Source organism: Microbacterium maritypicum (genome assembly GCF_008868125.1).
GTDB lineage: Bacteria > Actinomycetota > Actinomycetes > Actinomycetales > Microbacteriaceae > Microbacterium > Microbacterium maritypicum.
Map to the genome: position 1 here is coordinate 685714 of NZ_WAAQ01000001.1, position 15539 is coordinate 701252.

Sequence of the window (15539 nt, forward strand, 5' to 3'; positions counted from 1 at the left end):
AAAGCGGAAGGGAGGTAAGAATGCACACCGCAATGCCGACGCTCGAGTTCACGGAACTCGAGGCCATGGAGACCCTGAACGACACCGATGACTACATTCGCGGATTCGCCGTGGGCGTGATCATCGGAATTCTCGCCTTGACCTAAGCCCAGCATTCGAAAGCTCGACAAAGGAGGTTCGCCTTGCAGACGGAATCGCTGGAATTCACAGAACTCGAACACATCGACGCACCGCTCGAATGGTGGGAGCACGCCAGCTACATCATCGCCATCATCGGCGGAGCGGCAGCGATCGCAACCTGACCGCGGGGTGCGGGCGTATCTCGCACGCCCGCACCCCCTGTTCCCCCGGAGAGGCGATGTGCGAATGTCAGACCTGATCACCGAAGCGCTGTCGGCGCGACTCGAGGCGGTCGGCGCGGTGCCCAAGGCACAAGACCTGTACGCCGGAGTCGGCACCGACTTCTACGAGCGGCTCGTCGGCGCGGACCGTGCCGAGATCCGCGAAGTGCTCGCGCTCGCAAGAGACTCCGCGGGGCCGATCCTCGACGTCGCGGCGGGGAGCGGGAGGCTGACGATCCCGCTGGTGAGATCGGGCAAGACGGTGACCGCGATGGATCTCTCCGACGACATGCTCTCCCACCTACGACGGGCGCTGCCGGACCACGCCTCACTCGACTGCGTCGTCGCGGACATGCGCGACTTCTCCCTGGGGCGTCTCTACGACCTGATCGTCATCGGGGCGACCTCCATCACGCTGCTCGATCGTGCGGGAAGGTCCGGCCTCTACGCGAGCGTGCGACGGCATCTCGCCGATAGAGGTGTCTTCGCCTTCACCGTCGCCGGCGGCGACGCTGCCGAGAGCCTCGCGGTTGCCCGAGATCACGAGATCGGTGTGCCCGGACCCGAGGGAGAGGAGACCTACCTCTTCTCACAGCAGCTGGACCATGACGGCGGGGCACGTGTGGTCAATTGGGTTCGCGCCTCCGACCTCGTGGCCGGTGCGGAGGTGACCGTCCTCACGAGCCGCCTGCAGGTGCTCAGCCAGGAGATGCTCTCTCGAGAGGCTGTGGAGGCCGGTTTCGCCCCACCCGCCGTCTCGCCCGTGCGCACGAGTCACGGAGTGGAGATCCTCCTCCTCACGACTTCGCTCGCGGGACCCAGGAGAGAGGCACCTGGCGATGCCTCCGACTAGTTTCGTGCGTCGAAGAGCGCCGCGGACCGCAACGGCGCTCACCCCCGACGCGCGCCCGCTCCTGGCCGCCGGCGTCGCCTTCGAGAAGGGGATCGACGAAGCGGCATGGATCGTGATGCTGCACGGCGTGCCTTCGTCGCGGGTCTCGGGCGCGGTCGTCGACATGCTGACGGCGCTGGACGGCGAGACCCCGCTTCACGCTCTGCACATGCGCTTCGCCGCCGCCGAGTCGTGGGAGAGCTTTCTCGGTCTGGTGCTTCGCTTCCGCGCGAGCGGACTCCTCGACGGAGACACGAAGCTGCCACCTGGCCGCTGGGACTATCGGCCCCCGTTCACCCTGCAGATCGCGACGCTTCGAGCGCCTGCCCTGTTCGGCCGCGTGGACCATCTGGTCGTTCCGCTCTCGGGCAGGGCGGTCCGTGCCACCGTCGCCGTGCTGCTCGGCCTCGGACTCGTGGCGGCGATCCTGCAGGCGGGAGAGCTGCGCAGCGCGCTCACCTCGCCGATACCGTTGTCCGGCCTCGTGATCCTCGTCGCCGTGCTCTCGCTCCTGACCCTGCTCCACGAGGGCGCGCACGGCCTCACGCTCACGAGGTTCGGGGGAAGACCCCGCAGGGCCGGCTTCATGATCTTCTATCTCACCCCCGCCTTCTTCGTCGACGTGACCGATGGCTGGCGCCTCCCCGATCGCCGGCAACGCGTCGCGATCGCCCTGGCCGGGCCCGCCGTGCATGCCGCCGTCGCCGCCGTGGCCCTTCTCGTCGCGCTCGCGCTGCCCGACACCGAGGTGCGCCAGACGCTGGTGCTTCTCGCGCTCGCCTGCGCTGCCATCGTCCTCGTCAACCTGATCCCGTTCGTGCGGTTCGACGGGTACATCGCCCTCATGAGCGCGCTGGATGAGCCCAACCTGAGAGCACGGACGATTCGTGACGGCGCGAACTTCCTGACCCGCTTCCTGTTCGGCGGGCAGAGGGCGGCCAAGAGCCTGAACACGTGGTGGAGCGTGCCGTTCGGCCTGGCGAGCCTGCTCGCTCCGGTGGTCCTGGTGCTGTTCGCCGTCGGCCGGGCGGCTCGAGCGGTCGCCGGCGGCGGACCGGTCCTCGGTCTGCTCGTGGTCGCCCTGGAAGCCGTCGTGGTCGTCGTCGGCGTCGTCCTCGTCTCGAGGGCACTGCACCGCGCCTTCCGGTCAGGTGTCTCGCGACTGCGGTTCTTCACCGTCCTCGCCGCACTGGTCTCGACCATCGCGGTCGCAGGAGTCCTGATCCCCGTACCGGTGACCACCACGCTCGGCTTTTCGGCGCAGGGCGGCCACGTGGTCCTCCTGCACGCCGGCGGCGCCGCCGAGACGGAAGTGCCGGAAGGCGCGCGCGTCGTGCTGATGAGCAGCGGCATCCTCGCCGATGAGCGGGTCGGCGAGGGGACGGTCACCCGACCGCGAGCGATACCGACGGAGGTGCCGCTCGACGCGCTCTTCCCCGTGACGGCGGAGGGTGTGACCCTGCCGGCGGTGATCGTCGCGGGCGTGGATCTCAGCGACGGGAACCCGAGACTGCCTGCGACGGGGCAGGCACGCGTCGAACTCGGCGTCCGAAACGTGTGGTAGTCGCTCTGGGCGACGGGCGTGACGCTGCCACTGGCGACCCTGCAGAGCGAGAGAGCGGAAGAGGATGAGAATGAACGACTACGCCATTGAGGTGCGCGGACTCACGAAGAGGTACGGCCAGCGGACCGCCGTCGAGGAGCTGTCCTTCGTCGTCCCGCGCGGATCGATCGTCGGGCTGCTGGGCCCGAACGGGGCGGGGAAATCGACGACTCTGCGAGCGATCGTCGGCCTTCTCCGGCCCTCGGGCGGAGACAGCCTGATCGACGGTGTGCCGTTCTCGGCCCTCGACAACCCCGCATCGCACGTCGGCGTCCACATGGACGGGTTCGGGTTCGAAGCGGGCATCTCCGCCAGAAGACACCTGGAGATCTGCCGACTCGCGGCTGGGGCACCGCGCAGCAGGGTCGACGAGGTGCTGGACGAGGTGGGGCTGGCAGCGGATGCCCGTCGCCGGGTGAAGACGTTCTCGACGGGCATGGCCCAGCGTCTCGGGCTGGCGACGGCTCTGGTGGGTTCCCCGCGCACACTCGTCCTGGACGAGCCGGCCAACGGTCTGGATCCCGACGGCATCCGCTGGCTCCGCCGGTTCCTGCGCGCCTTCGCCGAACGCGGGGGCACCGTCCTGCTCTCCAGTCATCAGCTCGCCGAACTGGAACAGGTCGTGGATGAGGTCGTCGTCATCAAGGGACGAGCCCTGTTCGCCGGGCGGCTTGGCGACCTGGTCACCAGCGACGACGATTCGCTCGAGAGCAAGTACTTCGACCTGGTCGGCGGTGCGTCCGCATGAGGAACGCGATTCGCAGTGAGCTGCTGCGCGCGGTGAGCGGACCCTCCGTTCTGCCGGTCTATCTCGTGGCCCTGCTCATGCCGCTGTTCGTGCTGTTCTCCGACGGCTCACGCTTCGACCTCGCCGGGGTCGACTCCCACACGGCGACCTCCCGTCTTCTGGAGCCGCTCGCGTGGTCGGTGATCTCCGCAGCGTTCGTCGGGGCGTACGCGGTCACGCGCGAGTACTACTACTCCTCGATGGAGCGAACCCTCACCGGGGTCGGCTTCCGACGTGCCTTCTCGGGAAAGCTCATCGCCGGGGCGCTCATCGCGATCGCGCTGTCCGTGTGCATCTTCGTCACCTGGACGCTGGGGATCTTCCTCGTCCTGGCCGAGAACGGGCTGACACTCGCTCTGTCGTTGCAGTCCTGGCAGCTGTACGCCGGCGCGCTGGCCGGTGCGGTGCTCGGTGCGCTCATCGGAGGAGCCGTCGGCTGGATCACCCGCAACTACTATGCGACGGCGATCATCGTCCTCGTTCTGCCGATGGTCCTCGAGTTCGCGTTGCTGCGCACGGCACCCGAGGTGGCGAAGTTCTCGCCAGGATTGGCCATCGCCGCCGTGGGGGTTCCCGGATTCCAGGACCGGCTGCTCGCGTTCGCCCCCGCCCTCGGAGTCGGACTCGCATGGACCGCAGGGCTCGTGGCGGTCGCCTGGTTCACAGGACGCCGGAGGGTGGGGTGATCGGCCGCGCCCTGCGAGCACAGGCGCGCAGCTTCGCGGGCGACATCGTTCTCCTCGGGGTGACCGTGGCGGCGCTGCTGATGTCCCTCTCCCTGGCGATGAGCATCCCACCTGACCTCGCGGGTGCTCCGCTCGAGGCCAGAGAAGCGCTCGCCGGGTCGCTCACGGCCGTGATCGCGATGTACGGCGCGGTTCTCGCAGCGGTGTACGGTTCGTTCCGCTACACGGTCGACCGGCGTGACGGTGTGATCGCTCAGCGCCTGATGCTGCAGTCCCGGTGGGTGACCCTGCTCGTCCGCGTACCCGGCGCCGTCGTCGGCGGGGCGGTCGTGTCCCTCGCAGGAATGGTCGGCGGTCACCTCGCACTGACCGTCACCGCGGGCGGCATTCCCGCGGAGTGGTCCACCGTCGGATCCACACTCGCCCTCGGCGCCGTGGCAGGACTGTGGGGGATGGGACTGGGAGTGGTCGTGCAGGTCCATCTCGTGGCTCTCTTCCTCGTGTCCCTGTCGATGAGCGGGCCGGTGCTTCTCGCGATGCTCTGGGGAGCGGGTGCCGTCTACCTTCCACCCCTCGTGATGCTCGAAGCCTTCCGCCTCGACATCGGCGCGCTCGGAGTCGCAGCGACCGATCGGCTCGACGGCTCCCTGGCCGCGGGGGTGACGGCCGGATGGATGGTGGCGGCTCTTCTGGCGGGGGCGCTCGCGTTCCTGAGGCGCGATGTGACGTAGCCGCCTCGACGGCGCGTCAGCGCAGGTTCGGATCGGCCGTGGCCCACGACGTAGGATCCCTAGGTGGCAACACCCAAGATCGTCCTCTTCTACGCGTTCACCCCGCTCGCCGACCCCGACGCCATCCGCGTCTGGCAGCGAGACATCGGCGAGGCGCTGGGCCTGCGTGGGCGTCTGATCATCTCGAAGGACGGGATCAACGGCACCCTCGGGGGCGACATCGGTGCGCTCAAGAAATGGCTGCGGTCGTTCCGCTCGTACCAGCCCTTCGCCGACGCCGACATCAAATGGAGCGAAGGCACCGGGGTGGACGCCCAAGGGCGCAGCGTCGACTTCCCGAAGCTCAGCGTCAAGGTGCGCGACGAGATCGTGTCGTTCGGCGCACCGGGGGAGCTGCGCGTCGATGAGAACGGCGTCGTCGGCGGCGGCACTCGTCTGACGCCCGAAGAGCTGCACGGTCTGATCGACGAGCGCGGCGAGGAAGTGGTGTTCTTCGACGGGAGGAACGCGCTCGAAGCGCAGATCGGGCGCTTCCGCGGCGCGGTCGTGCCCGACACCGAGACCACCAGAGACTTCGTCGAGCTCCTCGACTCTGGCGTCTACGACGACCTCAAGGGCAAGCCGGTCGTGACCTACTGCACCGGCGGCATCCGCTGCGAGGTGCTGTCGAGCCTGATGACGGCCCGTGGCTTCGGAGAGGTCTACCAGCTCGAGGGCGGCATCGTCCGATACGGCGAGAAGTACGGCGACGACGGCCTCTGGGACGGTTCCCTGTACGTCTTCGACGGCCGCGGCTCCGTCGACTTCTCCGACCACGCCGCGGTCATCGGAGAATGCGTCGGATGCGGGGCCGCGACCAAGCGCACCGCCAACTGTCCCGATCCGTCGTGCCGCTCGCAATTCGTCGTGTGCGAGGACTGCGTCGCGGTCCCCTGCACCGCCCACGCCGCCTGACCCGCACGCCGCCTGACCCGCACGCCACTTGACGCCTACGGTTCAGGCCGTCATACCGGGTTCGGCGGCTCGCGGCGCATACAGGGAGCGGGGCACCAGCACCGCCCGCACCCTCGTCGCTCGATCGGCGCTCTGTCGCAGGCTCGCGAGCACCTCACCCAGTGGTTCGGCGAGATCGTCCGATGCCTCGCCGGAGCGGGCATAGTTCGACCGCTCGACCGCATCCGTCAGCCGACGCATCGCGTGTGCATCCACCCCGTTCTGCCGTACCAGACCGGCCGCGCGCACGCGGGGAGTGTCGGCGTCGGTGACGGGAATCTGCAGGTCGATCAGGGTGTCGCGCAACTCCGCCCAGGCGGCGGCCGGGTCGCCACGGCGCGCCCTGCTCAGGCGCGCCCGACGTTCCGCGAGCCGGATGAGCGCGGGAAGCAGGAGCAGCACGACGACGCCGAGGGCGGTGAGGGCGACCGGTGTCGGGTCGAGGCGGCGCAGCTCGCCGCCGCTGGCCGAGTCTCCGCCGGCGTCGTTGCGGTCGACCTCGGGACCCGAGGTCTGCTCGGCCTGCGGTGCCGTGGTGGGTGCCGGTGCGGACGGGGTCCCGGATCCGCTGCCCTGCGTCGCCCCCGGGCGGAAGGCCGTGGGCACACCCAGCGACGCGGTGGGTTCGAACGGGACCCATCCGACACCGGGGAACAGCACCTCGGGCCAGGAGTGCAGCCGATCGCTGGTCACCGAGAACACCGACTCGCTGCCGCGCTTCTCGTCGGTGAGCGAGCCGGGGAGGTATCCCACGACGATGCGCACCTGCATGCCGAGGCTCTCTGCCATCAGTGCGAACGCCCCCGCGAAATGCACGCAATACCCGGATCGCGCGTCGAGGAACTCCGCGACGGCTTCTGCTCCCGTGCCGTCGAAGCCTTCCTCCACCGGGGTCTCCAGGGAGTAGGCGAACTGCGAACGGAACCAGTTCTGCAGCGCGATGAGCCGGTCGTAGTCGGCGCTCGCGGCTGCGGTCACCTCGGTGGCCAGCTCGCCGATGATGCCGGGCAGCTCGACCGGTTCGGCGTCGGGATCGACGACGGGAGCGGCGGCATCGATGGCTCGGATCTGCTCGAGCGTGGGGAGGAGTCGCGACGAGGTGACCGTGTAGTCGTTCCCGACGGCATCGGCGCCGCGGGAGTACAGCGTGCGGTTCTCGGGGGCGATCCGCCATGCGTTGCTGAGCCCCTGCACGGTGGTGGCGGGGTAGGGCACGGGGAGCCAGGAACTCGACATCCGCAGCACGCGGATGGAGGTGGTCTGCTCCTCCGTCGTGATGTCCTCTCCCCATTCCGGGGGACCGAATCCGTCGTCCTGCGACTGCAGATCCCCGTCGTCGGGTTGCCACACGCGTCCGTCGAACCGCGAGAGCGTCGTCAGGCGCAGATACGGCGCGGTCTCGCCTTTCGCCGCCACGGTCAGGACCTCGACCGGATTGGGCTGGCGCAGATCGTCACCCAGACGCAGCGATGCATCGACCGTGACGCCGACGCCGGTGCCGGCGAGGCTGGTGCTGACAGGAAGCATCGGGGCGACGGCGATGGTCGTCGCCATCGCGGCGGCCCCGATCGCGACGGCGACCGATGCGGAGGAGCGGCGTGGGGATTCCGGATGTCTGCGCGCCGTGTGGCGGAAGACGAGGAGGGCGACCGCACCGAAGAGCACGAACCAGACGACGTTCGTCTCGCCGAGGGTGACGATCATCGGCACAGCGCCGACGGCCCCGGTCAGCAGCACCGCCAATACGGCGGAACGGTGGGTGACGAGGTGGTCCAGGAGTATCGCGACGACCGCGAAGCCGATGCCCATGGCGGCCGCGAGCCCGGGGGAGGGATCCAGCGGCGCGGAGCCGAACACGACCGCCTCGACAGCGGAGGCGCCGAGCACCCCGAACAGCGTCAGCGTCGCGGAGGTCGGGATGATCCCGAAGAGGGCGGTGTCACCGGCGATGAGCAGCGTCACGACCGCGACGGCGACCACGACCTGCGTGGCGAGCGTGGCGAGGTCCTGCACCCACTCGGCTCGTCGGCGCAGCAGGTGCCGCATCAGCATTCCGGTGCCGGCCACGGCGACGATCACGGCGATGACGGTGAACGACCAGGCTCCGGGAGCGATGACCGAGGTGAACGGCCACATGGCCACGAGCGCCGCCGTCGCCGCGAGCGCCCCGGTGCCGACCACCCCGGCCGGCTCCTCGTGATCGCGGTGCCAGAACGCCGGTCGGCGCACCGCGGCGGGCGCGGCCGGCGGGGCCTGTTCAGCGCGGAACATCGCCGACTCCGATCCGTGCCGAGACGGCATCCTCCCAGGCGGCGGAGATGTCGTCGCCGAGCCGTGCCACGGTCCAGCCGTGACGGGTGGAGGCCTCGGTGGCGCCCGGGAGCAGTTCGGTGCTGAACAGCATCGGCGCAGCAGCGCCGGCGGCACGCAGCACCGCGGCGTCCTCTTCGTCGAGGCGGCCGGTGATGTAGACGAGTGGGCCGGGCGGTGTTCCGCCGATGAGTGCCACCAGGTCGCGGCTCTCGCCGCGGGGCGTGACCATCGCGAGAGCCGTGAGCAGCCCGTCGCGGTCGTCTTCGTGGCCGCGGAGAGCGCCGAGGAGGGTGCCCGCGCTGTCGAGAACGTCGACGCTGTAGCCCTCGGAGGCCAGGTGCACCGCAGCGGAGGCGCACAGCGAGACGGCGGCTTCGAAGGCCGGATCGGCCTCGGCCCCGGGGGCATCCCAGCGGCGACCGCTCCGGTCGAGCACGACCACCGCGTCGGGGCTGGACTCCTCCTCTTCCTGCCGCACCATCAGCTGACCCCGGTGCGCCGTCGCCCTCCAATGGATGCGACGCATCGAGTCGCCCGGGATGTATCCCCGCGGCGAGAGGTTGTCGCTGCCCTGTCCGAGCCGGGTCGACGAGGTGTGCGCGGTTCCACCGGCGGCACCGACCCGCACGGCGAGAGGTGCGAGGGCGAACACCTCGGGGACGACGGTCACGCTCCTGGTCTCCCCGAACGCCTGCTCGCGCTGTGCCAGACCGAACGGGTCCACCGTGCGCAGCATCAGCGGGCCGACGGGCCAGACGCCGCGCCGCACACCCGTGATCAGGTAGCTGAGCCGGCCGTTCTCCGGAGGATACTCGCCGCCGGAGTCCGCGGAGACGGCGTCGGGGAGCACGTCGTGCCAGAGTCCGCGCGGCACGCGGATGGCGCGCAGGGAGAACCGCACGGTCACTCGTGAGGTCTCGGACACGGTCAGCAGGTCGGTCGAGATCTGGCGGGTGACGGTGCCGGATCGTCGCGGCAGGCGGACCGCGAGGAGCGAGAAGAGGGTGACGGCAGCGAGCAGCACACCGAGGTAGAGCAGCACGCGCGCGCCCAGGAGGTTCGCAGCGATCAGGCAGCAGAGCGCGGCGACGAGCGCTCCGGCACCGCGGCCGGTGAGGGATCGACGTCGTCGCATGATGAGAGCTGTCAGGAACGCGTCGCGACGGGCACGCGCACCCGCTCGACGATCTGGGTCAGGGCGGCCTCGATCGGCTGTGCGCCTGCGCGGTGCGCGCCGCGCGCCGGGAGCAGACGGTGCGCGAGGACCGGGATGAGCAGGGCGGTGATGTCGTCGGGGATCACGTACTCGCGTCCGTCGAGGGCCGCCCACACCTTCGCGGCCCTGACCAGCTGCAGAGTGGCCCTGGGGCTTGCGCCGAGGTGGAGGTTCGGGTCGGAGCGGGTGGCCTGGGCGAGGGCGACCGTGTACTCCTCGAGAGCCGGGGCCACGTGCACCGCCCGCGCCCACGCGATGAGCTGGGCGATGGATGCCGCGTCCGCGACGGGCGTGACGGCGGCGAGCGGGCTGACGACGTCGCGCTGACGCAGCATGAGCGCCTCGGCGGCGGCATCCGGATACCCCATCGAGATGCGCATCATGAATCGGTCGCGCTGCGCTTCCGGGAGGGCGTAGGTGCCCTCCATCTCCAGGGGATTCTGCGTCGCGACGACCAGGAACGGCTGGGGCAGCAGGTGCGTGGCGCCGTCGACCGTGACCTGACCCTCCTCCATCGCCTCCAGCAGGGCGGACTGCGTCTTGGGGGAGGAGCGGTTGATCTCGTCGGCGATCACGATGTGGGCGAACACGGCGCCGCGCTTGAACTCGAACTCGCGATCGACCGGGTTGTAGACCGACACACCCGTGACGTCACCGGGGAGCAGGTCGGGCGTGAACTGGATGCGGCGCACGGTCGCGTCCACGCTCGCGGCGAGAGCCCTGGCGAGCATGGTCTTGCCGACGCCCGGCACGTCTTCGATCAGCAGGTGCCCCTCGGCCAGCAGGCAGACGAGAGCGCTGCGCACCGCATCCGGCTTGCCGTCGATGACCTGGCCGATCGAACCGAGGATCGCAGAGGTCTGCGCGGCGAACGTCTCGGCATCGATCGATACCGGGATCAGGGGGGCGTTCTCTGGCATGCGTTCCCTCTCACGTCGGCGCAGCGGTGCGCGTTATTCGATCGTAACCCTGCACAGGGTGCGCCGCTCTGGCAGGTTCCCCTGAGGATGCGCGGGGAGGAGAGACACGATTCGGACCATTGCGCCGGTCGGGTTAGGATGGTTGACGGCTCTCCGCGTGGCGGCATCCAGGCCAATTCCCCCAGGGCGGAAACGCAGCAAGGGTAACCGGGCTCTGCTGGGTGCGCGGAGAGTCATTTTCTTTTCCCGCGGGCTCTCCCGACCGCACGCTCAGGCCGCTCGTGGCTGCACCTGCGACAATCGTCCGGTGACCGTCACCCCGCCGCAGAAGGCGCAGCATCCGCTCGGCCGATTCGCTTCGCCGGTGCTCCTGCTCGTCGTGATGTGGGTCGTGCAGTTCGCTGATGCGATCCTTCCCGGCTCGTTCACCGGATTCGGGCTGCGGTCCTGGGACGCCTCGGGGCTCGGCGGCATCGTGCTCGGTCCGCTCCTGCACGCGAACTGGCAGCACCTCATCGCCAACTCCGTGCCTCTGCTCGTGCTGGGCTGTCTCGTGGCGGTCGAGGGAACGCGTCGGTTCTGGGCCGTCACCGCCATCGTCGCGGTCGTGGGCGGTATCGGCACCTGGGTGTTCAACGCCCCAGGAACCCTGACGGTCGGTGCCTCGGGTCTGGTCTTCGGCTACTTCGGCTACGTCGTGATGCGGGTGTTCGCCCCCGGTCGCGTCGCGCACCGCATCCTCTACGCCGTGATCGCCGTCATCGTGATCGCGCTCTACGGCGGATCCATGCTCGCCGGGGTCTTCGGCGTCGCCGAGGGCATCTCCTGGCAGGGGCACCTGTTCGGCGCGATCGGCGGCGGCCTCGCCGCTCTCGTCGGGCGTCGTGCTCGCACCTCCGGCGGAGCCCTCACGTCATGAGCGCCGCACCGGCATCGAGGGCGAAGCGCCGGCAGGCGAGGAAGAGGCCTGCGGCGAGACGCACCAGGACACCGAGACATCGCAAGACCGGGACGAGAGGGAAGGCGGCGAACCGTCGGCGACGTCGCGGGATCCTGCGACGGACGCTGCTGTCGGCCGGTGCGCTGGCCGTCGCCGTCGGACTGCTCGTGCTCATCCCGTTGGGCCTCGCGCGCGATCCCGCCCCGATCTGCATCGACGATCCGCAGACGTTCCCCGAAGCGGGGATCGAGGGCTGGAGCGGAGAGCAGCTCGAGAACGCCGCGACGATCATCCGCACGGCCGGCGCCCTCGGCTTCCCGAGAGAGGGGCAGATCCTCGGGGTGATGACGGCGATGGGCGAGAGCAGCCTGCGCAACATCGACTACGGCGACTGGGAGACGCGCGGATTCACAAATCCCGACGGGACGCGCACGACCAGCATCGGCCTCTTCCAGCAGCAGGAGTGGTGGGGGAGCGTCGAGCAGCGGATGGACCCGGCCACCGCGACGACGCTGTTCTTCGATCGCCTCGGGCGGCTGCCCGAGTGGCAGACGATGGAGCCCTCGCAAGCGATCCACCGGGTGCAGATCAACACCGACCGCGACTACTACTCGCGGTTCCAGACGGATGCCACGGCGGTCGTCGACGCGATGTCCGGCCCGTGCGAGTGATGCCGCGCCATTTGCTCCGGTGAGATGCTCGGTGGGTTCACGGGCGCCGCGCCTAAGCTGAAGCCGTGGCGCAGAGCATCTACATCACCTCGGCCGAAGGCCATACCGGAAAGTCGACGATCGCCCTCGGGGCGCTCGACGCCCTCATGCGCGTGTCGCCGCGGGTGGGCGTGTTCCGCCCCCTCGCCCGCTCGGTCACCGCGCGAGACGAGATCCTCGAGCTGATGCTCGCGCACGACGGGGTCAACCTCGACTACGAGGACTGCATCGGCGTCACCTACGACGACGTGCGAGCCGACCCCGAGGCTGCCCTGTCGACCATCGTGGCGAGGTTCAAGGCGGTCGAGGCGCAGTGCGACGCGGTCGTCGTCATCGGCAGCGACTACACCGACGTCGCGAGCCCCGCCGAACTCGGGTTCAACGCCAGGATCGCCGCCAACCTCGGAGCACCCGTTCTCCTCGTGCTCAGCGGCCGCGATCAGCAGCGCCAGGCCGAGCAGCTGGGGACCACCACGGCGCGTCCCGCCGGGGCGATCGCGCAGATCGCGGCCCTCGCGCTGTCCGAGCTGGCCGAGGAGCGGGCCGAGCTGTTCGCCGTCGCCGTCAACCGCGCCGATCCCGAAGCCCTCGACGCCATCATCGAGGCCGTGCACGCCGCACTCCCCGCCGAGAACACCCCGGTATGGGCGATCCCCGAGGACCGCGCGCTGGTGGCACCGTCGATCCGCGGCATCCTCGCCGCCGTCGACGGCACCCTGCTCCAAGGCGATGACGATCGTCTGACGAGGGAGGCGCTGACGATCGTCGTCGCGGGCATGTCGATGGTGAACGTGCTGCCGCGACTCACCGAGGAAGCGGTCGTGGTGATCCCCGCCGACCGTACCGAGGTGCTGCTGGCCGCGTTGCTGGCCGACTCCTCCGGCACGTTCCCCCGCATCGCCGGCATCATCCTGAACGGCCCATTCCCGCTGCCGGAGCCGATCGTTCGGCTGCTCGACGGCTTCGCCTCGTCGGTGCCGATCATCACGACGGACCTCGGCACCTACGACACGGCGGTGCGTGTGATGAGCACCCGCGGCCGCATCTCGGCGGATTCGCGCGCAAGGTATGACCGTGCGCTCGGTCTCTTCCAATCCCACGTCGACATCGCCGAGCTCACCGAGCAGCTCGGGCTCGCCGAGGCGCACGTCGTGACGCCCCTGATGTTCCAGTACGGACTCATCGAACGCGCCCGCGCCGACCGTCGTCGCATCGTGCTGCCGGAGGGCGACGACGATCGCATCCTGCGTGCCGCCGCCACGCTCCTCGCGAGGGAGGTCGCCGATCTGACGATCCTCGGCGACGAGTCGTCCATCCGTGCGCGGGCCGTCGAACTCGGCATCGACATCACCGCCGCCCAGGTGCTGAGCCCGACCGACCCCGACCTCGTCGAACGGTTCGCCGCGGAGTACGCGCGGCTGCGGGCGCACAAGGGCATCACCCTCGCCCAGGCCGCAGACACCGTGACGGACGTGTCGTACTTCGGCACGATGATGGTGCACCTGGGTCTCGCCGACGGCATGGTGTCCGGCGCCGCGCACACGACGGCGCACACGATCCGTCCGTCGTTCGAGATCATCAAGACCAAACCGGGCGTCAACGTGGTCTCCAGCGTGTTCCTGATGGCTCTCGCCGACCGGGTGCTCGTCTACGGCGACTGCGCCGTGATCCCCGACCCGACGAGCGAGCAGCTCGCCGACATCGCGATCTCGTCGGCGACGACCGCCCGCCAGTTCGGCATCGAACCGCGCGTGGCCATGCTGTCGTACTCGACGGGGGAGTCCGGATCGGGAGCGGACGTCGACAAGGTCCGCGCGGCGACCGCCCTGGTGCGCGAGCGTGCACCCGAGCTGCCGGTGGAGGGGCCGATCCAGTACGACGCTGCCGCGGATGCGGCGGTCGCCAAGGCGAAGCTCCCCGGCTCCGCTGTGGCGGGGCGCGCGACGGTCTTCGTGTTCCCCGATCTGAACACCGGCAACAACACCTACAAGGCGGTGCAGCGTTCGGCCGGCGCGGTCGCGATCGGCCCGGTGCTGCAGGGGCTCAACAAACCCATCAACGACCTCTCCCGTGGCGCGCTCGTCGACGACATCGTCAACACGGTCGCCATCACGGCCATCCAGGCCCAGGGGTCTGCGCAGACGGGAGGCGCTGCATGAGCGCGATCCTGGTGATCAACAGCGGGTCCTCCTCGCTGAAGTACAGCCTGATCGACATCGAGCAGGAGAACCTGCTCGCCAGCGGACTGATCGAGCGCATCGGGCAGGACGTCAGCCCGGTCGCGCACACGGTGCGCCCCGCGGTCGACGGCGACGCCGTGCCGACCATGCTCGATGCGACCTATCGCAGCGAGAGGCCGATCGCCGATCACGCCGCGGCCTTCGAGATGATGCGTGAGCAGTTCGCCGCGCACGGCCCCTCGCTCGAGGAGCATCGCCCCGTCGCGGTCGGGCACCGTGTGGTCCACGGCGGCGCCCGCTTCTACGCCCCGACGCTCATCGACGCCGACGTGGAGCGGCAGATCGACGAGCTCGCGGTGCTCGCGCCGCTGCACAACCCCGCGAACCTCGCCGGCATCGTCGCCGCGCGCGCGGTGTTCGACGAGGTGCCGCACGTGGCGGTGTTCGATACCGCGTTCCACCAGACGCTCCCGCCCGCCGCCTACACCTATGCGATCGATGCCGCGCTCGCCGCGGAGCACCGGGTGCGCCGCTACGGCTTCCACGGCACGAGCCACCAGTACGTGAGCGCGGCGGCGGCAGACTTCCTCGGCCGTGACCTCGCCGATCTCCGCCAGCTGGTGTTCCACCTCGGCAACGGGGCGTCGGTCACCGCGATCGACGGCGGACGATCGGTGGAGACCTCGATGGGCCTCACCCCGCTCGAGGGACTCGTGATGGGGACGCGCTCGGGTGACATCGATCCTGCGGCACTCGTGCACCTGTCCCGCCGTGCCGGTCTCTCGATCGACGACCTCGACTCCCTGCTCAACACCCGCAGCGGGCTCGCAGGTCTCGCCGGACGCAGCGACATGCGCGACATCCTCGCCGGGGTCGAGGCGGGGGAGGACGCGGCGGTTCTGGCCTTCGACGTGTACGTGCACCGGCTGCGCGCCTACGCGGGGGCCTACATCGCACAGCTCGGGGGAGTGGACGTCATCTCCTTCACCGCCGGTGTGGGCGAGAACGCCGCGCTGGTGCGCGCTGCCGCGATGGCCACGCTCGGCTTCGCCGGCGTGGAGATCGACCCCGTCAGGAACGCGGCACGCGAGCGCGGCATCCGTCGGATCTCCGCGGATGCGTCCCCGGTGACCGTGCTCGTCGTGCCGACCGACGAAGAGCTGCAGATCGCCCGGCAGACGGCCGAGCTGATCTGATCCGTCCGCGGGGGTTACCCCGCGGCGCGCC

Annotated in this window: 15 protein-coding genes and 1 other RNA gene; 13 read left to right on the forward strand and 3 right to left on the reverse strand. The window is 69.9% G+C overall.

Features of this window, described 5'->3' with window-relative positions; all coding sequences use genetic code 11:
* Positions 1 to 20 precede the first annotated feature (20 nt).
* From mpaA2 to trhO, 8 genes are all read left to right on the forward strand, one after another.
* Complete coding sequence (gene mpaA2 / locus F6W70_RS17940; RefSeq protein ID WP_318278785.1) at positions 21 to 146, forward strand: MpaA2 family daptide-type RiPP; 126 nt, start codon at positions 21 to 23, stop codon at positions 144 to 146.
* Between the two features lie 36 nt (positions 147 to 182).
* A complete protein-coding gene (mpaA3, locus tag F6W70_RS17945; RefSeq protein ID WP_017829101.1) occupies positions 183 to 302 on the forward strand; it encodes an MpaA3 family daptide-type RiPP in 120 nt (39 codons plus the stop codon).
* A gap of 64 nt (positions 303 to 366) precedes the next feature.
* Positions 367 to 1194, forward strand: a complete 828-nt coding sequence (gene mpaM / locus F6W70_RS03425; RefSeq protein ID WP_151485917.1) for a daptide-type RiPP biosynthesis methyltransferase — start codon at positions 367 to 369, stop codon at positions 1192 to 1194.
* Between the two features lie 4 nt (positions 1195 to 1198).
* Entirely contained in the window at positions 1199 to 2797 is a 1599-nt protein-coding gene (mpaP, locus tag F6W70_RS03430) for a daptide biosynthesis intramembrane metalloprotease (protein ID WP_151485918.1), read from the forward strand.
* Between the two features lie 70 nt (positions 2798 to 2867).
* On the forward strand, positions 2868 to 3584 hold the full coding sequence (locus tag F6W70_RS03435) for an ATP-binding cassette domain-containing protein (protein ID WP_055874017.1): 717 nt from the start codon (positions 2868 to 2870) through the stop codon (positions 3582 to 3584).
* On the forward strand, positions 3581 to 4309 hold the full coding sequence (locus F6W70_RS03440; protein ID WP_151485919.1) for an ABC transporter permease: 729 nt from the start codon (positions 3581 to 3583) through the stop codon (positions 4307 to 4309). The genes F6W70_RS03435 and F6W70_RS03440 overlap by 4 nt, the downstream gene beginning before the upstream one ends.
* Entirely contained in the window at positions 4306 to 5040 is a 735-nt protein-coding gene (locus F6W70_RS03445; protein WP_151485920.1) for a hypothetical protein, read from the forward strand. The genes F6W70_RS03440 and F6W70_RS03445 overlap by 4 nt, the downstream gene beginning before the upstream one ends.
* Positions 5041 to 5103: 63 nt before the next feature.
* Complete coding sequence (trhO, locus tag F6W70_RS03450; RefSeq protein ID WP_055874011.1) at positions 5104 to 5994, forward strand: oxygen-dependent tRNA uridine(34) hydroxylase TrhO; 891 nt, start codon at positions 5104 to 5106, stop codon at positions 5992 to 5994.
* 42 nt (positions 5995 to 6036) lie between these two features.
* Here the strand turns inward: trhO and F6W70_RS03455 are convergent, their stop codons facing one another.
* From F6W70_RS03455 to F6W70_RS03465, 3 genes are read right to left on the reverse strand one after another with little or no spacing between them, the layout of a single operon-like run.
* Entirely contained in the window at positions 6037 to 8304 is a 2268-nt protein-coding gene (locus F6W70_RS03455) for a transglutaminase TgpA family protein (protein ID WP_151485921.1), read from the reverse strand.
* A complete protein-coding gene (locus F6W70_RS03460; protein ID WP_151485922.1) occupies positions 8291 to 9481 on the reverse strand; it encodes a DUF58 domain-containing protein in 1191 nt (396 codons plus the stop codon). Before F6W70_RS03460 ends, F6W70_RS03455 begins: the two co-directional genes overlap by 14 nt.
* 11 nt (positions 9482 to 9492) lie before the next feature.
* Complete coding sequence (locus F6W70_RS03465) at positions 9493 to 10482, reverse strand: AAA family ATPase (protein WP_151485923.1); 990 nt, start codon at positions 10480 to 10482, stop codon at positions 9493 to 9495.
* 144 nt (positions 10483 to 10626) lie between these two features.
* Here F6W70_RS03465 and ffs point away from each other — a divergent pair.
* The 5 genes from ffs to F6W70_RS03490 all read left to right on the forward strand — a co-directional run bounded on the left by ffs (position 10627) and on the right by F6W70_RS03490 (position 15508).
* Positions 10627 to 10723: signal recognition particle sRNA small type (gene ffs / locus F6W70_RS03470), an RNA gene on the forward strand.
* Between the two features lie 66 nt (positions 10724 to 10789).
* Complete coding sequence (locus F6W70_RS03475; protein ID WP_055873999.1) at positions 10790 to 11401, forward strand: rhomboid family intramembrane serine protease; 612 nt, start codon at positions 10790 to 10792, stop codon at positions 11399 to 11401.
* Positions 11398 to 12093 carry a hypothetical protein gene (locus tag F6W70_RS03480; protein ID WP_151485924.1) on the forward strand — a complete coding sequence of 232 codons (696 nt, stop codon included), beginning with the start codon at positions 11398 to 11400 and terminating at the stop codon, positions 12091 to 12093. The genes F6W70_RS03475 and F6W70_RS03480 overlap by 4 nt, the downstream gene beginning before the upstream one ends.
* Before the next feature lie 65 nt (positions 12094 to 12158).
* Complete coding sequence (pta, locus tag F6W70_RS03485) at positions 12159 to 14291, forward strand: phosphate acetyltransferase (protein ID WP_127482859.1); 2133 nt, start codon at positions 12159 to 12161, stop codon at positions 14289 to 14291.
* Entirely contained in the window at positions 14288 to 15508 is a 1221-nt protein-coding gene (locus tag F6W70_RS03490; protein WP_151485925.1) for an acetate/propionate family kinase, read from the forward strand. The genes pta and F6W70_RS03490 overlap by 4 nt, the downstream gene beginning before the upstream one ends.
* Positions 15509 to 15539 lie beyond the last annotated feature (31 nt).